Origin of the sequence: Mycobacterium shottsii (assembly GCF_010728525.1) — a bacterium.
Taxonomy (GTDB): domain Bacteria; phylum Actinomycetota; class Actinomycetes; order Mycobacteriales; family Mycobacteriaceae; genus Mycobacterium; species Mycobacterium marinum.
The window spans coordinates 2,670,484-2,696,790 of record NZ_AP022572.1; the positions used below are offsets into that span (position 1 = coordinate 2,670,484).

Sequence of the window (26,307 nt, forward strand, 5' to 3'; positions counted from 1 at the left end):
CTTGCGGCCCGTCCCCCTTGACGGCGGGGCGCAAACGGGTCAATCTGTTGGTCAGCATGTGTCCTATGTGTCCGAGGGAAGTCGAGATCGCCAGCCAGCGCCGATGCCCGCGGATAGGTAATTGTCATGGGCATTTGAGGAATGCGCCGTCCTGCGCTATTGTTGGACGTTGCGCTGGCTACTTCCTGCCCACCTCACCCGCCACTTGACGCTGTGGTCCTAGCCTGAGCCGCTTGCGGCTCAGCCGTTCGGTTGCGTGCGTGAGATCCGGGTAGTTCGTTCGCCGGCCAAAACCGACACAATTATCTGCGGCGAACAGGCTTGGTGGGCACCGGCTCGCACCGGACTCTTCTTGGTCCTCGTTAGTCGCACGAGGTGCTGGAAGGACGCATCTTGGCTGATTTCCGCCAGACAGACGCTAGTCTCCATCAGGGTCGCCCGCAAAGTTCTTCAAACAGCTCCGTACCGGGGGCGCCCAACCGGGTTTCGTTTGCCAAGCTTCGCGAACCGCTTGAAGTGCCCGGGTTGCTGGACGTTCAGACCGATTCGTTCGAGTGGCTGATCGGCTCGCAGCGCTGGCGCGAATCGGTTGCCCAGCGCGGTGACGCCACCCCGGTAGGTGGGCTTGAAGAGGTGCTCTACGAGCTCTCGCCGATCGAGGACTTCTCCGGATCGATGTCGCTGTCGTTCTCCGACCCCCGCTTCGACGAAGTCAAGGCGCCGGTCGATGAGTGCAAAGACAAGGACATGACGTACGCGGCCCCGCTGTTCGTCACGGCCGAGTTCATCAACAACAACACCGGTGAGATCAAGAGCCAGACGGTGTTCATGGGTGACTTCCCGATGATGACCGAGAAGGGCACCTTCATCATCAACGGGACCGAGCGTGTGGTGGTCAGCCAGCTCGTCCGGTCGCCGGGTGTCTACTTCGACGAGACCATCGACAAGTCCACCGACAAGCTGCTGCACAGCGTCAAGGTGATTCCCAGCCGTGGTGCTTGGCTGGAATTCGACGTCGACAAGCGCGACACCGTGGGCGTGCGTATCGACCGCAAGCGTCGCCAGCCGGTTACCGTGCTGCTCAAGGCCCTGGGTTGGTCCAACGAGCAGATCCACGAGCGGTTCGGTTTCTCCGAGATCATGATGGGGACGCTGGAGAAGGACAACACCGCCGGCACCGATGAGGCGCTGCTGGACATCTACCGCAAGCTGCGTCCGGGCGAGCCGCCGACCAAGGAGTCCGCGCAGACCCTGCTGGAGAACCTGTTCTTCAAGGAGAAGCGCTACGACCTGGCCCGGGTGGGCCGGTACAAGGTCAACAAGAAGCTCGGCCTGAACGCCGGCCAGCCCATCACCAGCTCGACGCTGACCGAGGAAGACGTCGTCGCCACCATCGAATACCTGGTCCGCTTGCACGAGGGCCAGACCGCGATGACCGCTCCGGGCGGTGTCGAGGTGCCGGTCGAGACCGACGACATCGACCACTTCGGCAACCGCCGGTTGCGCACGGTGGGTGAGCTGATCCAGAATCAGATCCGGGTCGGCATGTCGCGGATGGAGCGGGTGGTCCGGGAGCGGATGACCACCCAGGACGTCGAGGCGATCACGCCGCAGACGCTGATCAACATCCGTCCGGTCGTTGCGGCGATCAAGGAGTTTTTCGGAACCAGCCAGCTGTCGCAGTTCATGGACCAGAACAACCCGCTCTCCGGTCTCACCCACAAGCGCCGCCTCTCGGCGCTGGGGCCGGGCGGTCTGTCCCGTGAGCGCGCCGGTCTGGAAGTTCGTGACGTGCACCCGTCGCACTACGGCCGGATGTGCCCGATCGAGACGCCGGAAGGGCCGAACATCGGTCTGATCGGTTCACTGTCGGTGTACGCCCGGGTCAACCCGTTCGGGTTCATCGAGACGCCCTACCGCAAGGTGGTCGACGGGGTCGTTTCCGACGAGATCCACTACCTGACCGCCGACGAGGAGGACCGCCACGTCGTGGCGCAGGCCAATTCGCCGATCGACGCGCAGGGCCGTTTCGTCGAGCCGCGCGTCCTGGTCCGTCGGAAGGCGGGCGAGGTCGAGTACGTGCCCTCGTCAGAGGTGGACTACATGGACGTGTCGCCGCGCCAGATGGTGTCGGTGGCCACCGCGATGATTCCGTTCCTCGAGCACGATGACGCCAACCGCGCCCTGATGGGTGCCAACATGCAGCGCCAGGCGGTCCCGCTGGTGCGCAGCGAGGCACCGCTGGTCGGTACCGGTATGGAGTTGCGCGCGGCGATCGACGCCGGCGACGTCGTCGTTGCCGACAAGGCCGGGGTGATCGAGGAGGTGTCCGCCGACTACATCACCGTGATGGCCGACGACGGCACCCGGCACACCTACCGGATGCGCAAGTTCGCCCGCTCCAACCACGGCACCTGCGCCAACCAGAGCCCCATCGTGGACGCTGGTGAGCGCGTCGAGGCCGGCCAGGTGATCGCGGACGGTCCGTGTACTCAAAACGGTGAGATGGCGCTGGGTAAGAACCTGCTGGTGGCGATCATGCCGTGGGAGGGACACAACTACGAGGACGCCATCATCCTGTCCAACCGCCTGGTCGAAGAGGACGTGCTGACCTCGATCCACATCGAGGAACACGAGATCGACGCGCGCGACACCAAGCTGGGCGCCGAGGAGATCACCCGGGACATCCCGAACGTCTCCGATGAGGTGCTCGCCGACCTGGACGAGCGCGGTATCGTGCGCATCGGTGCCGAGGTCCGCGACGGCGACATCCTGGTCGGCAAGGTCACCCCCAAGGGTGAGACCGAGCTGACCCCGGAGGAGCGGCTGCTGCGGGCGATCTTCGGTGAGAAGGCCCGCGAGGTCCGCGACACCTCGCTGAAGGTGCCGCACGGTGAGTCCGGCAAGGTGATCGGCATTCGGGTGTTCTCCCGCGAGGACGACGACGAGCTGCCGGCCGGTGTCAACGAACTGGTCCGCGTCTACGTGGCCCAGAAGCGCAAGATCTCCGACGGTGACAAGCTGGCCGGTCGTCACGGCAACAAGGGCGTCATCGGCAAGATCCTGCCCGCCGAGGACATGCCGTTCCTGCCGGATGGCACGCCGGTCGACATCATCCTGAACACCCACGGTGTGCCGCGACGGATGAACATCGGTCAGATTCTGGAAACCCACCTTGGTTGGGTCGCCAAGTCCGGCTGGAACATCGACGTCGCCAACGGAGTGCCGGAGTGGGCGGGCAAGCTGCCCGAAAACCTGCTCTCGGCTCAACCGGACAGCATCGTGTCCACCCCGGTGTTCGACGGCGCGCAGGAGGCCGAGCTCCAAGGCCTGCTGTCGGCCACGCTGCCCAACCGTGACGGAGAGGTGCTCGTCGACGTTGACGGCAAGGCCAAGCTGTTCGATGGCCGCAGCGGCGAGCCGTTCCCGTACCCGGTGACGGTTGGCTACATGTACATCATGAAGCTGCACCACTTGGTGGACGACAAGATCCACGCCCGTTCCACCGGCCCGTACTCGATGATCACCCAGCAGCCGTTGGGTGGTAAGGCGCAGTTCGGTGGCCAGCGGTTCGGTGAGATGGAGTGTTGGGCCATGCAGGCCTACGGCGCGGCGTACACGCTGCAGGAGCTGTTGACCATCAAATCCGACGACACCGTCGGACGCGTCAAGGTCTACGAGGCGATCGTCAAGGGCGAGAACATCCCCGAGCCGGGTATTCCCGAGTCGTTCAAGGTGCTGCTCAAGGAGCTGCAATCGCTGTGCCTCAACGTCGAGGTGCTGTCGTCCGATGGTGCAGCGATCGAGCTGCGCGAAGGTGAGGACGAAGACCTCGAACGGGCTGCGGCCAACCTCGGAATCAACCTGTCTCGCAACGAATCTGCGTCTGTCGAAGATCTCGCTTGATCTTTTGGAACCAGCTAGTAGTTACTAAACCCGCAAGGGGAAAGGGAGTTACGTGCTAGACGTCAACTTCTTCGATGAGCTCCGGATCGGCCTGGCTACCGCGGAGGACATCCGTCAGTGGTCCTACGGCGAGGTCAAGAAGCCGGAGACCATCAACTACCGGACCTTGAAGCCCGAGAAGGACGGCCTGTTCTGCGAGAAGATCTTCGGACCGACTCGCGACTGGGAGTGCTACTGCGGCAAGTACAAGCGCGTTCGCTTCAAGGGCATCATCTGTGAGCGCTGTGGCGTCGAGGTGACTCGGGCCAAGGTGCGTCGTGAGCGGATGGGCCACATCGAGTTGGCCGCGCCTGTCACCCACATCTGGTACTTCAAGGGCGTCCCGTCGCGGTTGGGGTACCTGTTGGACCTGGCGCCGAAGGATCTCGAGAAGATCATCTACTTCGCCGCATACGTGATCACCTCGGTCGACAACGAAATGCGCCACAACGAGCTGTCCACGCTCGAGGCCGAAATGATGGTGGAGCGCAAGGCCGTCGAGGACCAGCGCGATGCCGATCTGGAAGCCCGTGCCCAGAAGCTGGAGGCCGACCTGGCCGAGCTCGAGGCCGAGGGCGCGAAAGCCGACGCGCGGCGCAAGGTCCGTGACAGCGGTGAGCGCGAGATGCGTCAGCTGCGCGACCGGGCCCAGCGTGAGCTGGACCGGCTCGAGGACATCTGGAGCACCTTCACCAAGCTGGCCCCCAAGCAGCTGATCGTCGACGAGAACCTCTACCGGGAACTGCAGGACCGCTACGGCGAGTACTTCACCGGTGCCATGGGCGCGGAGTCGATCCAGAAGCTGATCGAGACCTTCGACATCGACGCCGAAGCCGAGATCCTGCGGGACGTCATTCGCAATGGCAAGGGGCAGAAGAAGCTTCGTGCCCTCAAGCGCCTGAAGGTGGTCGCCGCCTTCCAGCAGTCGGGCAACTCTCCGATGGGAATGGTGCTCGATGCGGTGCCGGTGATTCCGCCGGAGCTGCGTCCGATGGTGCAGCTCGACGGTGGCCGCTTCGCCACCAGCGACCTCAACGACCTGTACCGCCGCGTGATCAACCGCAACAACCGTCTCAAGAGGCTGATCGACCTCGGCGCACCCGAGATCATCGTCAACAACGAGAAGCGGATGCTGCAGGAGTCGGTGGACGCGCTGTTCGACAACGGCCGTCGCGGCCGGCCGGTTACCGGTCCGGGTAACCGCCCGCTCAAGTCGCTGTCCGATCTGCTCAAGGGCAAGCAGGGCCGGTTCCGTCAGAACCTGCTCGGTAAGCGTGTTGACTACTCGGGCCGTTCGGTGATCGTGGTCGGTCCCCAGCTCAAGCTGCACCAGTGTGGTCTGCCCAAGCTGATGGCGCTGGAACTGTTCAAGCCGTTCGTGATGAAGCGACTGGTCGACCTCAACCACGCGCAGAACATCAAGAGCGCCAAGCGGATGGTGGAGCGCCAGCGTCCGCAGGTGTGGGACGTGCTCGAGGAAGTCATTGCAGAGCACCCGGTGCTGCTCAACCGCGCGCCCACCCTGCACCGCCTCGGCATCCAGGCCTTCGAACCGATGCTGGTGGAAGGCAAGGCCATTCAGCTGCACCCGTTGGTGTGTGAGGCGTTCAACGCCGACTTCGACGGTGACCAGATGGCCGTGCACCTGCCGCTGAGCGCCGAGGCTCAGGCCGAGGCGCGCATTCTGATGCTGTCGAGTAACAACATCCTGTCGCCGGCCTCGGGTCGCCCGCTGGCCATGCCGCGACTGGACATGGTGACCGGGTTGTACTACCTGACCACCGAGGTCGAGGGTGACAAGGGTGCCTACCAGCCCGCTGGGCAGGACAGCCCGGAGACGGGTGTGTACTCGTCACCGGCGGAAGCCATCATGGCGGCCGACCGGGGCGTGCTCTCGGTCCGCGCCAAGATCAAGGTGCGGCTGACGCAACTGCGTCCCCCGGCCGAGATCGAGGACGCGCTGTTCGGCCACAACGGCTGGCAGCCGGGCGATGCGTGGACGGCCGAGACCACCTTGGGTCGTGTGTTGTTCAACGAGCTGCTGCCGCTGGGCTACGCCTTCGTGAACAAGCAGATGCACAAGAAGGTGCAGGCCGCGATCATCAACGACCTGGCCGAGCGCTACCCGATGATCGTGGTCGCGCAGACCGTCGACAAGCTCAAGGACTCCGGTTTCTACTGGGCGACCCGCAGTGGTGTCACGGTCTCGATGGCCGACGTGCTGGTGCCGCCGCGCAAGAAGGAGATCCTCGACTCCTACGAGGAGCGGGCGGAGAAGGTCGAGAAGCAGTTCCAGCGTGGTGCTCTGAACCATGACGAGCGCAACGAGGCACTGGTGGAGATCTGGAAGGAAGCCACCGACGAGGTCGGCCAGGCGCTGCGCGAGCACTACCCGGCCGACAACCCGATCATCACGATCGTCGACTCGGGCGCCACGGGTAACTTCACCCAGACTCGAACGCTGGCCGGCATGAAGGGTCTGGTGACCAACCCCAAGGGTGAGTTCATCCCACGCCCGATCAAATCCTCGTTCCGTGCGGGCCTGACCGTGTTGGAGTACTTCATCAACACCCACGGTGCCCGAAAGGGCTTGGCGGACACCGCACTGCGTACCGCCGACTCCGGCTACCTGACCCGTCGTCTGGTGGACGTCAGCCAGGACGTGATCGTGCGCGAGCACGACTGCCAGACTGAGCGCGGCATCATGGTCGAGCTGGCCGAGCGTCAGGGCGACGGCACGCTGATCCGCGACCCGTACATCGAGACCTCGGCGTACGCGCGGACCCTGGGCGCCGACGCTGTCGATGAGGCCGGCAATGTCGTTGTGGCGCGTGGTGAGGACTTGGGCGACCCGGAGATCGAGGCCTGCCTGGCGGCGGGTATCACCCAGGTCAAGGTTCGCTCGGTGTTGACCTGCACCACGGGCACCGGTGTGTGCGCGACCTGCTACGGACGTTCGATGGCGACCGGCAAGCTGGTCGACATCGGTGAGGCAGTCGGCATCGTCGCCGCCCAATCCATCGGTGAACCCGGCACGCAGCTGACGATGCGTACCTTCCACCAGGGTGGTGTGGGTGAGGACATCACCGGCGGTCTGCCGCGTGTCCAGGAGCTCTTCGAGGCTCGGGTTCCGCGTGGTAAGGCGCCTATCGCCGATGTCACCGGTCGGGTCCGGCTCGAGGACGGTGAGCGCTTCTACAAGATCACCATCGTCCCCGACGATGGCGGCGAGGAAGTCGTCTACGACAAGCTGTCCAAACGGCAGCGGCTGCGGGTGTTCAAGCACGAGGACGGCTCGGAGCGGGCGCTTTCCGACGGCGACCACGTCGAGGTGGGCCAGCAGCTGATGGAAGGCTCTGCCGACCCGCACGAGGTGCTGCGTGTGCAGGGCCCGCGTGAGGTGCAGATCCACTTGGTCCGCGAGGTCCAGGAGGTCTACCGGGCCCAGGGTGTGTCGATCCACGACAAGCACATCGAGGTGATCGTGCGCCAGATGCTGCGCCGGGTCACCATCATCGACTCGGGCGCGACGGAGTTCCTGCCCGGCTCGCTGATCGACCGTGCGGAGTTCGAGGCGGAGAACCGCCGGGTGGTGGCCGAAAGCGGCGAGCCCGCGGCCGGTCGTCCGGTGCTGATGGGTATCACCAAGGCATCGCTGGCCACCGACTCGTGGCTGTCGGCGGCGTCATTCCAGGAGACCACGCGAGTGCTGACCGATGCGGCGATCAACTGCCGCAGCGACAAGCTCAACGGTCTGAAGGAGAACGTGATCATCGGAAAGCTGATCCCGGCTGGTACCGGTATCAACCGCTACCGCAACATCGCGGTGCAGCCGACCGAAGAGGCACGTGCCGCGGCGTACACGATCCCGTCCTACGAGGACCAGTACTACAGCCCGGACTTCGGCCAGGCCACCGGTGCTGCGGTTCCGTTGGACGACTACGGCTACAGCGACTACCGGTAGCTAGACGTCAGGGAAGGCGACCCGAGGCCCTAGGCCTCGGGTCGCCTTGCTTATGTCGGTTGCCGAGGGCGGATGAGTTCTCGCCTCGGTAACACCACCGTCGCAGTGGCACCCTTTGCCGCGCTCGGCTCAGAGCCGACGGCGCACCGCTGTGGACGTTGCGGCCGTGCCCGTCCGAGGCCTGCAGCGATGTGAGATGGGCAGAGCCGTCTCATCTGCCCCGGGGCGCCATCTCCAGGTACGCGGCCCTACAGTTCCTCATGTATTGATCGAAATGCATTCCACCACAACCCATTTCGGTGGTTCGGGCCTCCTCGGATCGACCTGGGGGCCAAGGTGGCGCCGCCTGGTGTGCAAGTCCGGCCACCGTCGCGCCCCTGCCCGCAGCCTAGCGACGATTGTTTTCGGGGCCGCGGACAATGGCGCGTTTCGGCCTCTGGGATTTCGCGCGACGGTGATATGAGTGGAAGTCATAACGTGCCATTCAATTGCTTTCCAAGCAGCGGTTTTTGGGCGCAATAATGGCGGAGAATGCAACTTGAAAGCGAATTTTCTTGCCTGCTAACGATAATACGCAAATAGGGCTTCGGGGGCTCCGGACGTCAATTCGTATCGATTGGCACGAATAGTCGCCGAATGACCTGCAGGGGGGAAACATCGGTGTCTTACGTCGTGGCGGTTCCGGAGATATTGGCCGACGCAGACGCCGAGGCCGCCAATTACTCGATCCTGCGGACTGCGCGCGACGAAGCGCTGGATGTGATCAACGCACCCACCCAGGCGTTGCTGGGGCCGTCCGTTGATCGGCAACGGCACCGACGGGGCGCCGGGACAGCGGGTACCGGTGGCTGGCCTTGCCGCGGCCACCTCAGCGGTGACTAACTACCCGACGGTGAATTCGCGCGTCGTTGCGGTGAACGGTGTCAGCGCGCCGACCCCGTTGCGCGCGGCTCCGTGGTGGAGGATGCGGTATTGCCCGGGGGCGGTGTCGCAGGGGATCTCCCAGCGAATGCTGACCCGTGAGCCGGCTCGCCCTTGCCGTTCCCAGTGGAAGCTGGTCGACCAGTCGCCATCGTCGGCGACTCGCGCCCAGTCCTGGCCCTCGCGGCGCTGCACCTCAAGGTAGGTGTCGCCGCGGCGCAGATCATTGGAGGGCAGCGCGCTGACGAATGCGGCTTGCACCGCCTCGCCGGGGCGGTAGCTGGCGGCGGGTTCGGCGATGACGGCTCCGAACGAACCGGTATCGGCGGGGCGGTACGTCCCCAGCTCAGTGGCCGGGCAAGCCGCGGACGGGGACCGGGCGCGATCGGCCGACCGTCTCGCATCGCCTCGGCAAGGCCGGCCACGATCTGCATGAAGGCGGGCAGTTCCCATCGGCCAAAGAGCGTGCTGCCGCCCTCATAGCGCTGCTCCAGGTACTCCTCGGGCGTGGTCAGGTAATGGATGTAGGCATTGCAGTAGCCGACGCACAGGACGTCGGCCAGCTCGGCGCCGACGATCGAGGCCACGGTGCGCCGTAGCCGCAGCCCCGCGACCACGGTCGGCTCGCCCGGGATGCCGATGAGATAGAGCCGCCCGATGCGCACCAACTGCACAGGCGCAATTTCCTGGACGAACGGATGTACCCGGTTCGGCAGGCCCGCGGGTACCACGATGCCTTTGGGGGCCTGCGTCGCGCCGAGGGCCCCGGCCAATCGGTACATGGCGCCGGACAGCTTGTCCCAGAACAGGTTTTGGCCCTGGTGAAAGCCCTGGAAGCCCTTGCCTTCTTCGGTTCCGGCCATGCCACCGGCGCCGACTGTCGGGGACCGGGTGCGATGCTCCTGACCATCCGGGGTGAATTCGCCGCGCACCCGTACCGAGCTGAGATCGACATAGGTCAACCGGGCATCGATGCCGCTGCCGATGGATGCGGTGGCGCCCAATTGGGTGGAGGCATCCTCGAACTGACGCAACCCAATCTGGCGGGTGTTCTCCAGAGCGCATTGCGGTGCGGCGCCGGGCGGCAGCGGCCCGTCGACGTTCGGGCTCATGTCGCCGGGGTTGGTCTGGGCGAAAGCGGCGATGAAATCGGGCTGCCCGGCGAGGTAATCGGCGCCGCCGACGGTGCGTTCCCAGTGGTAGGCCGCGAAGCCCTTGTTGTCGCCGGAGATCATGCGGTTGCGGTTGGTCATGCTGGTGCCGTGGGTGGCGAAGAAATGGATGGCGCCCACGGTGTGCTCGCCCCGATCGATACGCACGAGCGTGGTTTGGGGGTCGATGCGGTTGGGGAAGAAAGCCTTGTCGGCCTCCGGATTGCGGTCGAACGCCGATGGGGACCGGTTGATGCTCGCGCTGTGCAACTCGCCATGCGACAGCATCACCTCGGCGGGGGCCACGTCGTCATGGGCGTGGGCCACCGACTCGACGATTCCGTCGACGATCGCGGCAAAGGTCGCCGGCCGGAAACCGTTCGTCGTCAAGTTGTACATCAGGTATCCGCAGTACCCGCCGGGCCCGGCGTGCGTGTGCGTCGTGGTGATCAGGGTGTTCTGCTCGGTGTAGGTGTCGCCATAGGACTCCGCCAAGCGGCGCAACACTTCGTCATTCACGTTTTGCATGGGCATCGGCAGCTCGGCCACCACCAACAGCAATCGTGGGTTCTCGTCTTGGGAATCATCGCGGAAGACAAACGCCCGTGACCGGAGCCGAAGATGAATGCCGGCGGTGCGCTGGTCGGACTTGCCGTATCCGAGCATGCCGCAATCGGCCGCCTCACCGGTGATGTCAGCGATGCCGCGTCCGACTGAAAGCATTGCCAAATTCTCATCCTCCACGACGCCGGCGAATTCACGGGCACTGGCAAAGTGCGGCCCGCGGGCATCCTATCCCCACCACAAACGCCCCCCGCGCCGAGCGTGTGCCGGTGCTGGCTGGCCGCAGACCCCGTGACCAGGCGTTGGCAGTAGGCCTAGCGTCATGGGAAACGCCGGGTGCGATTCTGGGAAGGACCGATGGAATCTCTCACGCTGGCCGATGGCCGGACACTGACGTATCTGACCTACGGCGATCCCGGCGGTCTGCCCGTCATCTTCAGCCATGGTTTCGCGGATTCGGCGGTGATCCGAAACCCCGACGATGATCTGACCGCATCCCTGGGTGTGTGGATGATTGCCGCCGACCAGCCCGGTGTCGGAGGATCCACGCCCCGGCCCGGCCGCAGGATGGTGGATTGGGGGGCGGACATGGAGCAACTCGCCGATCACCTGGGTCTTGGCGCCTTTGCCGTCGCCGGCCACTCGGGCGGCAGCCCGCACGCGCTTTCGATCGCGGTGCGGCTGCCAGATCGAGTCACCCACGGCGTCCTGGCTTCACCGGTCGGGCCGTTGGACCAGGACGGTTTCGCCAAGCTGCTGGCCATGCGGGACCTCAGATACGTTGTCAGGCTTCGCCGCCTGCGGCGCCTGCTGAAGTGGATCTACCACGCCGAAAGCAGGAAGGCCCAGCGCGACATCGGCGGCTACCTGGACAATATGGCCCATTAAGGATGCCTCGGACGCGCCGACGTTGCTGTGCGACCCGGCGCAGCGGGCAATGTTTGAGGCCAACTTCATCGCCGGGACGCAGCAGGGTGGCGAAGGGCTCTACGAGATGACGCTGGCCCTGTGGGATTGGGGCTTCGAGCTCGAGGATGTGCGTGCGCATTTCGACGTCTTCTACGGAGACGCGGACGACATCATCTCGCCGGGCATGCCAAGACGCGTCGCCGAACGGCTGCCCGACGCCACCGCGGGCATTTGGCCTGGAGCCGGCCACTACGGCTTTGTCGACCGCACCCGCTGGTCGGAGTATCTGGACGCGCTTACCGATCGGGCACGGTAAGACCGCCATGGCAACTTGGGCCGTCGCCCACGGCGATGTCATCGAGTTGGGCGACCGCAGTGCCTAGCTAGACTGACGTCGTGCTTATCGGTTCGCATGTCAGTCCGCAGGATCCGTTGGCCGCGGCTCAGGCCGAGGGCGCTGACGTCGTTCAGATATTACTGGGCAATCCGCAGAGCTGGAAAGCGCCCAAACCCCGTGAAGACGCTGCACAACTCAAGGCCGCCGCGCTGCCGATCTACGTGCACGCGCCCTACCTGATCAACCTGGCATCGGCGAACAACAATGTGCGCATCCCTTCGCGCAAGATCCTGCAGCAGACCTGTGATGCGGCCGCGGACATCGGCGCGGCGGCGGTGATCGTGCACGGCGGCCACGTCGCCGACGACAACGACCTCGACGAGGGTTTCCAGCGCTGGCGCAAGGCGCTTGACCAGCTGCAGACCGATGTTCCGGTGTATCTGGAGAACACGGCCGGCGGGGAGCACGCCATGGCGCGTCATTTCGACACCATCGCCCGGCTCTGGGACGTCATCGGCGACACCGGCATCGGATTCTGCCTGGACACCTGTCACGCGTGGGCGGCCGGTGAACAGCTGGTTCATGGTGTGGACCGGATCAAGGCCGTCACCGGCCGGATAGACCTGGTGCACTGCAACGACTCCAGGGATGCCGCGGGATCGGGTCGGGACCGCCACGCCAATCTGGGCGCCGGGCAAATCGATCCGGAACTGCTCGTGGCGGCGGTACGCGCCGCGGATGCCCCAATCATCTGCGAAACCGCCGAAGAAGGCCGCAAGGATGACATCGCGTTCCTGCGGGAAAAACTCAACAGCTGATTTTCAGCAATTTTTTCGGCTTCGTTGGCGCGTAACCACGGCTAATGGCGCCTACGGTTAATCTGTGCGCCGCCATTTGTTCACGTTACTGGCCGTTCTGGTGGCGCTGGCCGGCTGTGGGCACCGGGGAGCACCGCCGCCCGCCGGCTTTGCCGAGGGCACCAGTTTCCACACGATCAATGTTGGCGGTGTCGATCGCACCTATCGGCTCTACCAGCCCGAAGGATTGCCCGCGGGTGCTGCGCTGGTGGTGATGCTGCACGGCGGGTTCGGTAATGCTCGCCAGGCCGAACGCTCCTATGACTGGGATGAGTTGGCCGACTCGGAGAAGTTCGTGGTCGTCTATTCGGATGGACTCAACAGGGCCTGGAACGTCAACGGCGGAGGCTGCTGCGGCCGGTCCGCGCGCGCCGGCGTGGACGACGTCGCATTCATCAGTGCGGCGGTGGCCGACGTCGCCCACAACGTCGGCATCGACGCGAACCGGGTCTATGCCGCGGGGATGAGCAACGGCGCCATGATGGCCTACACGATGGCCTGTAACACCGGAATTTTCGCGGCGATCGGCCCGGTCTCGGGGACGCAGCTAGACCCGTGCCGGTCTCCACATCCGGTGTCGGTGATGCACATCCACGGCACCGGAGATCCGCTGGTTCGCTACGCGGGGGGCGCCGGGGCCGGCGCCGCCTCCCATATCGCGGGTCCGCCGGTGCCGGACCTGAATGCGTTCTGGCGCGACGTGGATCGGTGTGACGCGCCGGTCGCCACGGTCAGCGGTCTGGTTGCCACCTCCGTCGCAAGCTGTGCGAACAACCGCAGTGTGGTGCTGGTCAGCATCGATGATGGCGGCCATCAGTGGCCGCTGGCGGCCACCGAGATGCTGTGGGAGTTCTTCGCCCTGCATCCCCGGTAGCTGGGTCATCACCAGCATTACACCTCTTGTGCGGTTGTTGGAAAAATGTAACATTGATCGCATGTCAGATACCCATGTCGTCACCAACCAGGTTCCGCTGCTGGAGAACCACAACCCCGCGACGTCGCCGATGCTGGTCGAAGCGCTGATCCGGGAGGGCGGACAGTGGGGCCTGGAAGAGGTGAGTGAACTCGGTGCGATCTCGGGAAGCGCCCAAGCGCAGCGCTGGGGCGAGCTGGCCGACCGCAACCGGCCGATCCTGCATACCCACGATCGAGTCGGTCATCGCATCGACGAGGTGGAGTTCGATCCGGCGTACCACGAGCTGATGCGCACCGCGATCGGCCACGGCTTGCACGCTGCGCCGTGGGCCGATGATCGGCCGGGTGCCCACGTGGTGCGGGCCGCCAAAACCTCGGTGTGGACCGTCGAGCCGGGCCACATCTGTCCCATCTCGATGACCTATGCGGTGGTGCCCGCGCTGCGCTACAACCCGGAGCTGGCGGCGGTGTACGAACCCCTGCTGACCAGTCGTGAATACGACCCGGAACTGCGGCTGGCCAGCACCAAGCCCGGCATCACCGCCGGTGTGTCGATGACCGAGAAACAGGGCGGCTCCGACGTGCGCGCCGGCGCCACCCAGGCAACCCCGAACTCCGACGGCACCTACCGGCTCACCGGGCACAAGTGGTTCACCTCGGCCCCGATGTGTGACATCTTCCTGGTGCTCGCGCAGGCTCCAGGCGGACTGTCCTGTTTCATGCTGCCGCGCATCCTGCCCGACGGCACCCGCAACCGGATGTTCCTGCAGCGGCTCAAGGACAAGCTCGGTAACCATGCCAACGCCTCCAGCGAGGTCGAATACGACGGCGCTACCGCGTGGCTGGTCGGGGAGGAGGGGCGCGGAGTCCCGACCATCATCGAGATGGTCAACCTCACCCGGCTGGACTGCACCCTGGGCAGCGCCACCAGCATGCGTTCCGGTCTGACCCGGGCGATGCATCACGCCCAGCACCGCAAGGCCTTTGGCGCCTACCTGATCGATCAGCCGCTGATGCGCAATGTGCTGGCTGACTTGGCGGTGGAGGCCGAGGCCGCGATGACCGTGGCCATGCGCATGGCCGGTGCCACCGACAAGGCGGTGCGCGGTGACCAGACCGAGGCGCTGTTCCGCCGCATCGGATTGGCGGCCAGCAAGTACTGGGTATGCAAGCGCTCCACGCCGCACGCCGCCGAAGCGCTGGAATGTCTGGGCGGCAACGGCTATGTGGAAGACTCCGGCATGCCGCGGCTGTACCGCGAAGCGCCTCTGATGGGGATTTGGGAAGGGTCGGGCAACGTCAGTGCGCTGGACACGTTGCGTGCCATGGCAACCAAGCCCGAATGCGTCGAGGTGCTCTTCGATGAACTGGCGCACAGCGCGGGCCAGGATGCCCGCCAGGACAACCACGTCGAGGGGCTGCGGCGCCAACTGGGTGACCTGGAAACCATTGGCTACCGGGCCCGCAAGATTGCCGAGGACGTCTGCCTGGCGTTGCAGGGATCGCTGCTGATCCGGCACGGGCATCCGGCGGTGACCGAGGCGTTCCTGGCCACCCGGATCGGCGGTCAGTGGGGTGGGGCATTCGGGACCATGCCCACCGGCCTGGATCTCGCGCCCATCCTCGAACGTGCCCTGGTGAAGGGCTGAGCCCCGAGATGACACATGCCATCAGGCCGGTCGACTTCGACAACCCGAAAACGATGACCTACGAGGTCACCGACCGGGTTGCCCGGATCACCTTCAATCGGCCCGAGAAGGGCAATGCGATCGTCGCGGACACCCCGTTGGAGCTCTCGGCGCTGGTGGAGCGCGCCGATCTTGACCCGGCGGTGCACGTCATTCTGGTGTCCGGCCGGGGCGAGGGATTCTGCGCGGGATTTGACCTGTCGGCCTATGCCGAGGGGTCGTCCTCATCCGGCGCCGAGGGCGGCTATCGCGGAACGGTGCTCGACGGCAAGGCCCAGGCCGTCAACCACTTACCCAATCAGCCCTGGGACCCGATGATCGACTATCAGATGATGAGCCGCTTCGTGCGCGGGTTCTCCAGCCTGATGCATGCCGACAAGCCGACCGTGGTGAAGATCCACGGTTACTGCGTTGCGGGCGGCACCGACATTGCGTTGCACGCCGATCAGGTGATCGCCGCCGCCGACGCGAAAATCGGCTACCCGCCGACGCGGGTATGGGGTGTTCCCGCGGCGGGCCTATGGGCACACCGGCTCGGTGACCAACGCGCCAAACGGCTGTTGTTCACCGGCGACTGCATTACCGGTGCGCAGGCCGCCGAGTGGGGCCTCGCGGTCGAGGCCCCCGACCCCAAGGACCTGGATGAGCGCACGGAGCGCCTGGTCGAGCGGATCGCCGCGCTGCCGGTCAATCAGCTGATCATGATCAAGCTGGCGCTCAACTCGGCACTGCTGCAGCAAGGGGTGGTCAACAGCCGGATGCTCAGCACGGTGTTCGACGGCGTGGCTCGGCACACCCCCGAGGGGCACGCCTTTGTCGCCGACGCGGTCGAGCATGGCTTCCGGGATGCGGTGAAGCATCGAGACGAGCCGTTCGGAGACTACGGCCGCCGGGCGTCCTCGGTTTGAGAAGGGTGCCACCGTGGCGGCGATGACAGCGCGATCAGTGGTGCTCAGCGTTTTGCTCGGTGCCCATCCCGCTTGGGCCAGTGCCAGCGAATTGATCAGGCTCACCGCCGATTTCGGTATCAAGGAGACGGCTCTGCGGGTCGCCCTGACCCGCATGGTCAGCGGCGGCGACCTGATCCGCTCGGCCGATGGCTATCGCCTCTCGGATCGGTTGCTGGCGCGCCAAGCGCGGCAGGACGAGGCCATGCGCCCGCGGGTGCGGCCCTGGCAGGGGAACTGGCACCTGGTGATTGTGACCAGTGTCGGCACGGATGCGAGAACCCGTGCTGCGCTGCGAACAACCATGCACGACAAGCGTTTCGCAGAACTGCGCGAAGGGGTATGGCTGCGTCCCGACAATCTCGACCTGGAACTGGCCGCCGACGTCGCCGAGCGGGTGCGGGTGCTCGCGGCGCGTGACGACGCACCGGCCGAGTTGGCCGGGCAACTGTGGGACCTGACCGAATGGGCCGGGGTAGGTGACCGACTGCTCGGCGAGATGGCCGAAATGGCAGAGGCAGCAGACATTCCGGGACAGTTCGCCCTGGCCGCGGCGATGGTGCGCCACCTGCTTTCGGATCCGATGTTGCCCGAGGAACTGCTGCCCGCGAAGTGGCCGGGGGCTCAGCTTCGTAGCGCCTACCACGACTTCGCCACTGAACTGGCGAAACGCCGCGGCACAACCCAACTCCTGGAGGCGAAGTGAGTGATCTAGTACAGGTCGAGCGCAACGGTCCGGTAACCACCGTGATCATCAACAGGCCGCACGCGCGCAACGCGGTCAACGGTCCGACGGCTGCCGCGCTCTACTCGGCATTCGCCGAATTCGACCGGGATGAATCCGCTTCGGTGGCCGTCCTGTGCGGAAATGGCGGAACCTTCTGCGCGGGAGCGGATTTGAAGGCTTTCGGCGCCGCGGAGGCCAACGCCGTGCACCGGACGGGTCCGGGCCCGATGGGCCCGTCGCGAATGGTGCTGTCCAAGCCGGTGATCGCCGCGGTCAGTGGCTACGCGGTGGCCGGGGGACTGGAGCTGGCGTTGTGGTGCGATCTGCGGGTGGCCGAACAGGACGCGGTATTCGGCGTGTTCTGTCGGCGGTGGGGCGTGCCGCTCATCGACGGCGGCACGGTGCGGCTGCCGCGACTGATCGGCCACAGCCGGGCGATGGACATGATCCTTACCGGTCGTGCGGTGCAGGCCGACGAGGCGCTGGCAATCGGGTTGGCGAATCGGGTCGTACCCAACGGACAAGCCCGGCAAGCGGCCGAGGAGTTGGCGGTTCAGCTGGCGGCGCTGCCGCAGCAATGCCTGCGATCGGATCGCCTCTCAGCGCTTCAGCAATGGGGCTTGCCCGAATCCGCGGCTCTCGATCTGGAATTCGCCAGCATTTCCCGAGTGGCCGCCGAGGCCTTGGAGGGGGCCGGGCGCTTCGCCGCGGGTGCCGGTCGCCATGGCGCCCAGGAGAGCCACGACTGAGCGCAACCGTTGAGCCGCCGGGGGTGCGCCGCAACGGGTTGCGTGCTGGTTGAACTCAGACGGAGGTTGTGGCCGGTGTCGGTGCCGGGCGTGGGCCACGGCTGCGGAGCTGGCCGTTGGCGGACAACCTGGGGCCACCAGAACCACTTTTCCAGCAGGGCCGCAATCGACGGTGTCATAAACGATCTGACGATCAGCGTGTCGAACAGCAGGCCCATGCCGATAGTGGTGCCGACCTGAGCCATCACGGTCAGTTCACTGACCGCAAACGACATCATGGTGAAGGCGAACACCAGCCCGGCCGCGGTCACCACCGACCCGCTGCCGCCCATCGCACGGATGATGCCGGTGTTGATTCCGGCGTGGATCTCCTCCTTGAGCCGGGCAACCAGCAGCAGGTTGTAGTCCGCGCCGACGGCCAGCAGGATAATGACCGCCATCGCCAGCACCAACCAATGTAGTTCGATGCCGAGGATGTGTTGCCAGATCAGCACCGACAGCCCGAACGAGGCGCCCAGCGACAAGACCACCGTGCCGACGATCACCGCGGCCGCAACGACGCTGCGGGTGATGATCAGCATGATGATGAAGATCAGGCAGAGCGCGGAGATGCCGGCGATCATCAAGTCGAAGGTATTGCCGTCGGACAGGTCCTTGAACATCGCCGCCGTACCGCCGAGGTAGATCGTGGATCCCTCCAGCGGCGTGCCCTTGATGGCTTCCTTGGCGGCGGTCTTGATCTTGTCGATGTGGTTGATGCCCGCCTGGCTCATCGGGTCGCCCTCATGGCTGATGATGAACCGCACGGCGTGCCCGTCCGGGGACAGGAACTGTTCCAGCCCCCGTTTGAAGTCGGGGTTGTTGAAAACCTCGGGAGGCAGATAAAAGGAGTCGTCGTTGCGCGACGAGTCGAAGGCCTCGCCCATCGCGGACGAATCCTCCTGCATCGCGGCCATCTGATCCTGCAGCCCTTGCTGGGTGGAGTGCATGCTCAGCATCTGGGCCTTCATGCTTTTCATGGTCTGGATCATCTCGGGCATCATCGCCGTCATCTGGGGCATGAGCGTGTCCAGGCGTTCCATCAGCGGCAGCAGATTGTTGATGTCTTCGGTCATCAGGTCGACGCCATCGAGGGTGTCGAACACAGACCGCAGCGACCAGCAAACCGGGATGTCGAAGCAGTGCTTCTCCCAGTAGAAGTAGCTGCGGATCGGGCGGAAGAAATCGTCGAAGTCCGCGATGTGGTTACGCAACTCCTCGACGTCGACCACCATCCCCTTCATCTGGATGACCATCTGGTGGGTGACATCGGCCATCTGCTGGGTGAGATCGTGCATCCGCTCCATCTGGTCGATGTTGGTCTGAATGTCGTTGACCTGCTGCAGCATGCTGGTGGTCAGGTCTTGGTTGTACTTCTCGGTCAGCTTTTGACTGGTGCCCTGCATGCTGATCAAAAACGGGATCGAGGTGTGCTCGATCGGCTTGCCGTCCGGCCGCGTGATGGCCTGCACGCGGGATATCCCCTCGACGCCGAAGATGGCCTTGGCGATCTTGTTGATCACCAGGAAGTCAGACGAATTACGCATGTCATGGTCGCTTTCGACCATCAGGACTTCGGGGTTCATCCGGGCCTGGGAGAAATGGCGTTCCGCGGCCGAATAGCCTTCGTTGGCGGGTAGGTCGGCGGGTAGGTAGTTGCGGTCGTTGTAGTTGGTCTTGTATCCGGGCAGGGTCAGCAGTCCGACCAGCGCCAGGGCCACCGCGCCGATCAGGATGGGGCCGGGCCAGCGCACGATGGCGGCCCCGATCTTGCGCCAGCCCCGGACCCGGGCCATTCGCTTGGGCTCGAGCAGCTTGCCGAACCTGCTCATTACAGCGATCAGCGCCGGACCCAGGGTCAGCGCGGTGGCGACGACGATGACCATGCCGATCGCCAGTGGGACACCGAGGGTCTGGAAGTACGGAAGTCGGGTGAAGCTCAAGCAGAAGGTGGCACCGGCGATCGTCAGACCTGAGCCCAGCACGACATGGGCCGTGCCGCCGAACATGGTGTAGTAGGCCGATTCTCGGTCCTGACCGAGCCCGCGCGCTTCCTGATATCGGCCTATCAGGAAGATGGCGTAGTCGGTGGCGGCCGCGATCGCCAACACCACGAGCAGGTTGGTCGCGAAGGTCGAGAGCCCAATGATCCGGTGGTAACCAAGGAATGCCACGCCCCCACGGGTGGCGAGCAACCCGAGGACCACCATGGTCAGCATGATCGCCGCCGTGATGATCGACCGGTAGACCAGCAGCAGCATCACGATGATCACCGTGAACGTGATCATCTCGATCAACTGCAGGCTGCGGTCGCCGGCCAGCTGCTGATCGGCGACCAGCGCGGCCGAACCGGTGACATACACCTTGACGCCGGGTGGCGCCTGCAGGCTGTCGACGATTGTCTTCACCGCTTCCACCGACTCGTTGGCCAGGGATTCGCCCTGGTTGCCGGCCAGCTTCACCTGCACATAGGCGGCCTTGCCGTCGCCGCTCTGTGCACCTGTCGCGGTCAGCGGATCGCCCCAGAAGTCCTGCACCGACTGGACGTGCTTGGTGTCGGCGCGAAGCTTGGTGATCATCTTGTCGTAGAACTTGTGGGCGGCGGCGCCGAGCGGCTCCTGGCCTTCCAACACGATCATCGCCGCGCTGTCGGAGTCGCCCTCGCGGAACACTTTGCCGATGTGTTTCATCGAGATCATCGACGGTGCGGCGGCGGGGCTCATCGACACCGCCTGCATCTGCCCGACTACTTCCAGTTGCGGTACAACGCTATTGAGGACGGCGATGAGCAACACCCAGCCAAGGATGAGCGGCACCGCGAAGGTGCGGATCATCCTCGGGATGAACGGTCGGGGCGGGTGTTCGGCCGGTGGGACCACGTCGGTCGGCGTGTCGGTCGTGGTCGCGGTCATGCGGACTTCACAAAGCAGTAGGTCAGGGCGTCCACGCCGGTTGCGGTCCGCTCGTCCTTCACCACGTGATCGACGATGATCCGGCAGCTGATCGAACTGCCATTGCCTTGGGCCAGGATGTTGGGGGCGGCCGACGGTGCCGTGGTCTGTAAGGTGAGCGACCACGGCAGCGAGGCGCCGTCGATGCGCTGCGGCTTCGCGTCCAGATCCAGGTAGTTGATGTTGGCGTAGCTACCGGAGCCCGAGATCTCGTACTTCACCACCTTGGGGTCGTACGGTTCGGGGTCGTTGGCGAAGACCTTCGGCGTCACCAAGATGCCATCGGCCCCAAAGAAGGTCCGGATTCGCTGGACCGTGAAACCGGCGATCGCGACCACAACCAGAATGAGCAGCGGTATCCACGCACGCTTGAGAATGCCAATCATCGTCTTCCCCGAGGAATCTTGCAGATGGGCTTGCTGACCCGAAGCGGTCCGCTTCGATCGCCTTGCCCGGTGGTGAAGCCTGGAGCGCTCATCGGTGGCTTCCCCTCCTGCGCATGAAGTTGTTGTAGACCTATCGGGCAGTCTAGATGAAATCTACTAAGGTTTCAGAGTACAGTGAAACTTGTGAGCGTCAACGAGGGTGTCGATCGTGCCGGCACCGAGGCTGACATTATGGAATTCGTCGAGCAGATGGGCGGATATTTCGAGTCCAGCGGTCTGACTCGGTTGGCGGGCCGATTGCTGGGCTGGCTATTGGTGTGTGATCCCGAGCGCCAATCCTCAGAGGAACTGGCGACGGCGTTGGCGGCCAGTAGCGGGGGGATCAGCACCACTGCCCGGATGCTGATCCAATTCGGGTTCATCGAGCGACTCGCGGTCGCCGGGGATCGGCGCACCTTTTATCGGTTGCGGCCCAACGCCTTCGCGGCAGGCGAGCGTGAGCGTCTGCGAACCATGGCCGACCTGCAGAACCTGGCGGACACCGGCCTCAAGGCACTGGGTGGTGCCCCGCCGGAGCGAAGCCGACGCCTGCATGAAATGCGGGACCTGTTGGCGTACATGGAGAAAGTCCTCGCCGGTGCACTGGGGCGTTACGGCCAGTGCGGCGAAGAGGGGGAGGCCTGAGCGCCAACTTCGGCCCTGCTCGGGCCGCTCGTCGCGCGGTGGGCCCGCGTCAGCCCTTCTCGATGTTGTTGCCCGACCCGATGTTGTCGACTTTGGGTTCGCCTGCCTTGTAGGTGATCGTGTTGTCGATGCCCAAGACGGTGAGTCGCTGATCGATCTTGTCGAAGGTGATCTTGTTGTTGGTCCCGCCGATGGTCACCGTCGCGCAGGTGCCGGTCACGGTCAGGTTGTTCTCCGAGCCGGCGACATTCAACGACTTGCCGTCGGCGCAGTCGAGGGTGGCCGTGGTCCCGATCGATCCGTAGTCGAGCATGTTGCCGATTTCGATCGACGCGGTCGTAGTCGGGCCGCCGGAGGTGGTCGGCGCCGCGGTTGGGCCGCTCGTCGGCGTGGCTGACCCGGAGGTGCTGGAGGGCCCGGGGGGACTGGCGGTCTCACTGCAGCCGGCCAGCCCGAGAACTGTTGGGACGGCGATCGCCGTCAGCGCGATCGCAGCCAGTCGGGGCATCGGTAGGTGGGCGCGCATGGGCTCCTCAATTCCTAGGCGGGGGAGGGGACGATTACTTGGTGTGGCCTCAGGGGCCTACTCGCTGAAGCCGGTTTACCATGCCCAGCTCACGGCCACGATCCCAGATGAACGGATCGCCGTTGTGGAAGAACACCGTTTCGTCCCAGCCGTAGGCGGTGATGTCGTTGACCACGGTGTCGGCCACGATCGTGTTGGACGAACCCATAACCGTGACCGCCCAACAGGTTCCCTTCGCGGTGATGATGTTCCCCGTGCCGTTGACGAACAACGTGGAGTCGTTGCAGTCCAGCGTGCGCACGATGCCTTCCCCCGTGACATGGGTGTCACCGTTTTTGGCATTCGCGACCGGCGGCGGGGCAGTTGACAGGACAGCCACGGCGAGCGCGCTGGTCGCCAGCGATCCGGCGGCGGTTGTCCATTTCACTGCGGGCCCCCTTCGTCGGGCGCGTCTTCGCACTTGATTGAGCCGTGTACTCAGCCTAGGTGTACCGGCCGGCACGGCGACAGCCCTCGGCAAGCATCACGAGAAATGCCCGTGAAGCGTCCTCGGTGGATCACGTAAAAATGCCCGCGAAACGGTCGATCCTTGGCAGGCATGGGAAGTGGGCTGTCGATGTCGTCTCGGGCCGAGATCACCGCGAAGTTCGCCAGGGGGTATGTGGGGGCGCCGAAGGCGGACAAGGGGCAGATTCTGGATCAGGTGGTGGCGGTCACCGGCTGGTCGCGTGACAACGCCCGGCGGCGGTTGAGGGCGGCGGCCGCGCCGCCGGGAGCGGGTCGGCAGGTCGCCAAACGGATTTGCCGGCAACGCAATCCGAAGTACTCCTAGGATGCGCTCAAGGTGTTGCAGAAGGTGTGGGCGGCCTCAGGCGGGCAGTGCGGCCGGTATCTGGCCGCTTCCATGGCACTTCAGTTGGATGCTCTAGAACGCCACGGCGAACTGGTGGACGGCCGTGACCGTTACGGCCCGGCGGTGCGTGCCGAGCTGTTGGCGATGAGCAGCGCCACGATCGACCGCTACCTGCGCGGCGCCAAGGCCCGCGACCAGATCTCGGGTGTGTCGACGACGAAACCCTCCCCGCTGCTGCGGTCCTCGATCACCATCTGCAAAGCAGGCGATGAGGCCGAAGAATCTCCGGGGTTCTTCGAAGGCGACACCGTGGCGCACTGCGGCCCGACACTGAAAGGTGAGTTCGCCCGCACGGTCAACCTCACCGACATGCACATCGGCTGGGTGTTCACCCGCACGGTGCGCAACAACGCCCACCCCCACATCCTGGGCGCCCTCAAAACCGGAATTACTAAAATCCCTATAAGGTAACGGGTTTGGACTTCGACAACGGCACCGAATTCCTCAATAAGGCGGTCATCAAGTGGGCCGCGGACATGGAGATCTTCTTCACCCGCTCACGACCCTACAAGAAGAACGACCAGGCCACCATCGAGTCCAAAAACAACCACCTCGTGCGTCGCTACGGGTTCTACTACCGCTACGACACCGACGAAGAACGCGCCGTGCTCAACCGGCTGTGGCACCTGGTCAACGACCGGCTCAACTACCTGACCCCACCATCAAACCCATCAGCTACGGCTGCAGCCGCGACGGTCACCGCCGCCGGCTCTACGACAAGCCCCAGACCCCCCTGGACCGGCTGCTGGCCGCCGGAGTCCTCTCAGCGGCCCAACAAACAGAGCTGCTCACCTACCGCAACAGCCTCAACCCCGCCGCGATCGCCCACCAGATCGCCGACCTGCAAGCCGCCCTGCTCAGACTCGCCAAAGACAAGACCGAACAGCTCTACCTCGCCGCCATACCCGCCGCTCTACCCGCCCTCAAAGCCGGCATCCGCATCAAAAGCAAGACCACCACCTGACCCCGATTTCGCGGGCATTCCTTACGTGATGCATGAACCAGGTTTCGCAGGCATCTTGACTTGATGCATCACGGCCCTTCAACGGATTTTGCACCGGCTTCAATCGGTGCGGCCTCGGCTTTGCCCGGGCGACCTCCGACACCGCCTCATCGGGCCGGTCGTTGTGGGTCCGGTCAACTAGAGTCATTAGTTCAACTGCAGTTCGCCGCGCAGCGGCGGCGACCAGCTCCAGTGCAATTGAAGGGCGATAGTCATGGCAGCTTCGGCGGAAGGGCCGTCTGCGGCTGGGCGCCCGCGGGCCGCGAAATCTACGTCGCGCCCCGCCAAGCTGAGCCGCGATGCCATTGTCGACGGTGCCCTGACCTTCCTGGATCGAGAGGGCTGGGATTCGCTGACCATCAATGCGCTCGCGACTCAGCTGGGGACCAAGGGGCCATCGCTGTACAACCACGTGGTCAGCCTCGAGGACCTGCGTGGTGCGGTGCGGGTCCGGGTGATCGACGACATCATCATGATGCTGAACAGGGTCGGCGAGGGGCGTTCGCGCGATGACGCGGTGCTGGTCATGGCCGGTGCATATCGCAGCTATGCCCACCACCACCCCGGTCGGTACTCGGCATTCACCCGGATGCCTCCGGGCGGCGAAGACCCTGAGTACGCCGCCGCGACCAGGGCCGCCGCCGCGCCGGTGATCGCCGTGTTGTCCTCATATGGCCTCGAAGGCGAACAGGCTTTCCACGCTGCGCTGGAGTTCTGGTCGGCACTGCACGGGTTCGTGCTGCTCGAAATGACCGGTTTGATGGAAGAGATCGACACCGACGCGGTCTTCTCCGACATGGTGCTGCGCCTGGCGGCGGGGATGGAAAAGCGCATCTCGCATACCGGCGCGGAGTCGCTCTGACGTCGCCCGATGATCTTGGGTGCCGGCCCGCGGCTCGACTGTCTCGCGGGTGGGGTGGGGCCGGGTCGAGGGCGCTTGATTGGCTGTTCTATGGTCAGTTCAGCCGCCGCTTTGACCTGCCTAACCGCAGGCGGGTATTGTGGTCGCTCGTGCCTGGCGGCCTACAGCGCCTGGCGTGAGGGCGTGGATGCCGGGCCAATTCGCATGTCCATGTTTTTGGCGGCCAAGCGGATTGAGTTCGGGGCCATCGTATGCGACACACCCGGCCGCGGGGTGCAGCTGCGGGGCATAACTGCAGTACAGGAACTTCAAAATAGCGCGGGCAGTTTTACGGGGCCCGCAGCAAACGTGAACAGCGAGAAAGAAAGCCGGTAGATGCCAACCATTCAGCAGCTGGTCCGTAAGGGTCGTCGGGACAAGATCGCCAAGGTCAAAACCGCGGCTCTGAAGGGCAGCCCGCAGCGCCGTGGCGTATGCACTCGCGTGTACACCACCACCCCGAAGAAGCCGAACTCGGCGCTTCGGAAGGTTGCCCGTGTGAAGCTGACGAGTCAGGTTGAGGTCACGGCCTACATCCCGGGCGAGGGCCACAACCTGCAGGAGCACTCGATGGTGCTCGTTCGTGGTGGCCGGGTCAAGGACCTTCCCGGTGTGCGTTACAAGATCATCCGCGGTTCGCTGGACACCCAGGGAGTCAAGAACCGCAAGCAGGCTCGCAGTCGCTACGGCGCCAAGAAGGAGAAGAGCTAATGCCGCGCAAAGGGCCCGCGCCCAAGCGTCCGCTGGTCAACGACCCCGTCTACGGGTCCCAGCTGGTCACGCAACTGGTGAACAAAGTCCTGTTGCAGGGGAAGAAATCGCTCGCTGAGCGCATTGTTTATGGTGCGCTCGAGCAGGCGCGCGACAAGACCGGCACCGATCCGGTCATCACCCTCAAGCGGGCTCTCGACAACGTCGAGCCCGCGCTGGAAGTTCGTAGCCGCCGCGTCGGTGGTGCGACCTACCAGGTGCCCGTCGAGGTGCGGCCGGACCGGTCGACCACGCTGGCGCTGCGCTGGCTGGTCGGCTACTCGCGGCAACGCCGGGAGAAGACCATGATCGAGCGCCTGGCGAACGAGATCCTGGATGCCAGCAATGGCCTGGGTGCCTCCGTCAAGCGGCGTGAGGACACGCACAAGATGGCCGAGGCGAACCGCGCCTTTGCGCACTACCGCTGGTAAGAGTCCTGGGGCGAGCTGTCGGAGCAAACCCGGCGGCAACTGATAGCTA

20 protein-coding genes and 3 pseudogenes are annotated in these 26,307 nt (G+C 64.8%); 18 read left to right on the forward strand and 5 right to left on the reverse strand.

Annotation, left to right across the window (positions count from 1 at the left end; translation table 11 throughout):
- Positions 1-393 precede the first annotated feature (393 nt).
- From rpoB to G6N41_RS30000, 3 genes and pseudogenes are all read left to right on the forward strand, one after another.
- Positions 394-3,906: a DNA-directed RNA polymerase subunit beta gene (gene rpoB / locus G6N41_RS12485; protein WP_407663751.1), complete on the forward strand. Its 3,513-nt coding sequence runs from the start codon at positions 394-396 to the stop codon at positions 3,904-3,906.
- Between the two features lie 52 nt (positions 3,907-3,958).
- Positions 3,959-7,909, forward strand: coding sequence for a DNA-directed RNA polymerase subunit beta' (locus G6N41_RS12490; protein WP_198967513.1), 3,951 nt, complete (start codon positions 3,959-3,961; stop codon positions 7,907-7,909).
- A 747-nt stretch (positions 7,910-8,656) separates the two neighbouring features.
- Positions 8,657-8,741 (forward strand): annotated as a pseudogene (locus G6N41_RS30000) (PE family protein); the annotation flags it as partial.
- Positions 8,742-8,791: 50 nt separating this feature from the next.
- On the opposite strand, the pseudogene G6N41_RS12500 reads toward G6N41_RS30000, so the two are convergent.
- A pseudogene (locus G6N41_RS12500) lies at positions 8,792-10,704 on the reverse strand (neutral ceramidase).
- Positions 10,705-10,902: 198 nt separating this feature from the next.
- On the opposite strand from G6N41_RS12500, the gene G6N41_RS28525 reads away from it, so the two are divergent.
- From G6N41_RS28525 to G6N41_RS12535, 8 genes are all read left to right on the forward strand, one after another.
- On the forward strand, positions 10,903-11,433 hold the full coding sequence (locus tag G6N41_RS28525; protein ID WP_231608948.1) for an alpha/beta fold hydrolase: 531 nt from the start codon (positions 10,903-10,905) through the stop codon (positions 11,431-11,433).
- Positions 11,434-11,482: 49 nt separating this feature from the next.
- Complete coding sequence (locus G6N41_RS28530) at positions 11,483-11,770, forward strand: alpha/beta fold hydrolase (RefSeq protein WP_231608949.1); 288 nt, start codon at positions 11,483-11,485, stop codon at positions 11,768-11,770.
- Between the two features lie 80 nt (positions 11,771-11,850).
- A complete protein-coding gene (locus G6N41_RS12510; protein ID WP_198967514.1) occupies positions 11,851-12,609 on the forward strand; it encodes a deoxyribonuclease IV in 759 nt (252 codons plus the stop codon).
- A gap of 64 nt (positions 12,610-12,673) precedes the next feature.
- Positions 12,674-13,522, forward strand: a complete 849-nt coding sequence (locus G6N41_RS12515; RefSeq protein WP_198967515.1) for an extracellular catalytic domain type 1 short-chain-length polyhydroxyalkanoate depolymerase — start codon at positions 12,674-12,676, stop codon at positions 13,520-13,522.
- 61 nt (positions 13,523-13,583) lie between these two features.
- On the forward strand, positions 13,584-15,212 hold the full coding sequence (locus G6N41_RS12520; RefSeq protein ID WP_198967516.1) for an acyl-CoA dehydrogenase family protein: 1,629 nt from the start codon (positions 13,584-13,586) through the stop codon (positions 15,210-15,212).
- A gap of 8 nt (positions 15,213-15,220) precedes the next feature.
- Entirely contained in the window at positions 15,221-16,159 is a 939-nt protein-coding gene (locus tag G6N41_RS12525) for a crotonase/enoyl-CoA hydratase family protein (RefSeq protein WP_198967517.1), read from the forward strand.
- A 13-nt stretch (positions 16,160-16,172) separates the two neighbouring features.
- Positions 16,173-16,904, forward strand: a complete 732-nt coding sequence (locus tag G6N41_RS12530; protein ID WP_198967518.1) for a PaaX family transcriptional regulator C-terminal domain-containing protein — start codon at positions 16,173-16,175, stop codon at positions 16,902-16,904.
- On the forward strand, positions 16,901-17,674 hold the full coding sequence (locus G6N41_RS12535; RefSeq protein WP_198967519.1) for a crotonase/enoyl-CoA hydratase family protein: 774 nt from the start codon (positions 16,901-16,903) through the stop codon (positions 17,672-17,674). Before G6N41_RS12530 ends, G6N41_RS12535 begins: the two co-directional genes overlap by 4 nt.
- Before the next feature lie 80 nt (positions 17,675-17,754).
- Here the strand turns inward: G6N41_RS12535 and G6N41_RS12540 are convergent.
- Positions 17,755-20,625 (reverse strand): annotated as a pseudogene (locus G6N41_RS12540) (MMPL/RND family transporter); the annotation flags it as partial.
- Positions 20,622-21,050 carry an MmpS family protein gene (locus tag G6N41_RS12545; RefSeq protein ID WP_198967520.1) on the reverse strand — a complete coding sequence of 143 codons (429 nt, stop codon included), beginning with the start codon at positions 21,048-21,050 and terminating at the stop codon, positions 20,622-20,624. The pseudogene G6N41_RS12540 and the gene G6N41_RS12545, both read right to left, overlap by 4 nt.
- A 183-nt stretch (positions 21,051-21,233) precedes the next feature.
- On the opposite strand from G6N41_RS12545, the gene G6N41_RS12550 reads away from it, so the two are divergent.
- A complete protein-coding gene (locus tag G6N41_RS12550) occupies positions 21,234-21,734 on the forward strand; it encodes a GbsR/MarR family transcriptional regulator (protein WP_020731928.1) in 501 nt (166 codons plus the stop codon).
- A 49-nt stretch (positions 21,735-21,783) separates the two neighbouring features.
- On the opposite strand, the gene G6N41_RS12555 is transcribed toward G6N41_RS12550, so the two are convergent.
- Positions 21,784-22,260, reverse strand: a complete 477-nt coding sequence (locus G6N41_RS12555; RefSeq protein WP_198967521.1) for a DUF3060 domain-containing protein — start codon at positions 22,258-22,260, stop codon at positions 21,784-21,786.
- 49 nt (positions 22,261-22,309) lie between these two features.
- Positions 22,310-22,687 carry a DUF3060 domain-containing protein gene (locus G6N41_RS12560; RefSeq protein WP_020731929.1) on the reverse strand — a complete coding sequence of 126 codons (378 nt, stop codon included), beginning with the start codon at positions 22,685-22,687 and terminating at the stop codon, positions 22,310-22,312.
- A gap of 189 nt (positions 22,688-22,876) precedes the next feature.
- On the opposite strand from G6N41_RS12560, the gene G6N41_RS12565 reads away from it, so the two are divergent.
- The 6 genes from G6N41_RS12565 (at position 22,877) to rpsG (ending at position 26,258) form a co-directional block, all read left to right on the forward strand.
- Positions 22,877-23,092, forward strand: a complete 216-nt coding sequence (locus G6N41_RS12565) for a hypothetical protein (protein ID WP_198968103.1) — start codon at positions 22,877-22,879, stop codon at positions 23,090-23,092.
- 72 nt (positions 23,093-23,164) lie between these two features.
- Positions 23,165-23,584, forward strand: coding sequence for a hypothetical protein (locus G6N41_RS12570; RefSeq protein WP_198913147.1), 420 nt, complete (start codon positions 23,165-23,167; stop codon positions 23,582-23,584).
- Between the two features lie 208 nt (positions 23,585-23,792).
- Complete coding sequence (locus G6N41_RS12575; protein WP_231608542.1) at positions 23,793-24,137, forward strand: transposase; 345 nt, start codon at positions 23,793-23,795, stop codon at positions 24,135-24,137.
- 253 nt (positions 24,138-24,390) lie between these two features.
- Positions 24,391-25,038: a TetR/AcrR family transcriptional regulator gene (locus G6N41_RS12580; protein ID WP_011739032.1), complete on the forward strand. Its 648-nt coding sequence runs from the start codon at positions 24,391-24,393 to the stop codon at positions 25,036-25,038.
- A 375-nt stretch (positions 25,039-25,413) separates the two neighbouring features.
- Positions 25,414-25,788 carry a 30S ribosomal protein S12 gene (gene rpsL / locus G6N41_RS12585; protein ID WP_007167812.1) on the forward strand — a complete coding sequence of 125 codons (375 nt, stop codon included), beginning with the start codon at positions 25,414-25,416 and terminating at the stop codon, positions 25,786-25,788.
- Entirely contained in the window at positions 25,788-26,258 is a 471-nt protein-coding gene (rpsG, locus tag G6N41_RS12590; protein ID WP_198967522.1) for a 30S ribosomal protein S7, read from the forward strand. The genes rpsL and rpsG overlap by 1 nt, the downstream gene beginning before the upstream one ends.
- The last annotated feature ends 49 nt before the right edge of the window (positions 26,259-26,307 follow it).

What these genes read in the sequence shown, in the direction of transcription:
- G6N41_RS28525 (WP_231608948.1), top strand. Translation starts at nt 10,903, where the DNA reads ATGGAATCTCTCACGCTGGCCGATGGCCGGACACTGACGTATCTGACC.
- G6N41_RS28530 (WP_231608949.1), top strand. Translation starts at nt 11,483, where the DNA reads ATGTTTGAGGCCAACTTCATCGCCGGGACGCAGCAGGGTGGCGAAGGG.
- G6N41_RS12520 (WP_198967516.1), top strand. Translation starts at nt 13,584, where the DNA reads ATGTCAGATACCCATGTCGTCACCAACCAGGTTCCGCTGCTGGAGAAC.
- G6N41_RS12525 (WP_198967517.1), top strand. Translation starts at nt 15,221, where the DNA reads ATGACACATGCCATCAGGCCGGTCGACTTCGACAACCCGAAAACGATG.
- G6N41_RS12545 (WP_198967520.1), bottom strand. Translation starts at nt 21,050, where the DNA reads ATGATTGGCATTCTCAAGCGTGCGTGGATACCGCTGCTCATTCTGGTT.
- G6N41_RS12555 (WP_198967521.1), bottom strand. Translation starts at nt 22,260, where the DNA reads ATGCGCGCCCACCTACCGATGCCCCGACTGGCTGCGATCGCGCTGACG.
- G6N41_RS12565 (WP_198968103.1), top strand. Translation starts at nt 22,877, where the DNA reads ATGTCGTCTCGGGCCGAGATCACCGCGAAGTTCGCCAGGGGGTATGTG.
- G6N41_RS12570 (WP_198913147.1), top strand. Translation starts at nt 23,165, where the DNA reads ATGGCACTTCAGTTGGATGCTCTAGAACGCCACGGCGAACTGGTGGAC.
- G6N41_RS12580 (WP_011739032.1), top strand. Translation starts at nt 24,391, where the DNA reads ATGGCAGCTTCGGCGGAAGGGCCGTCTGCGGCTGGGCGCCCGCGGGCC.
- rpsL (WP_007167812.1), top strand. Translation starts at nt 25,414, where the DNA reads ATGCCAACCATTCAGCAGCTGGTCCGTAAGGGTCGTCGGGACAAGATC.
- rpsG (WP_198967522.1), top strand. Translation starts at nt 25,788, where the DNA reads ATGCCGCGCAAAGGGCCCGCGCCCAAGCGTCCGCTGGTCAACGACCCC.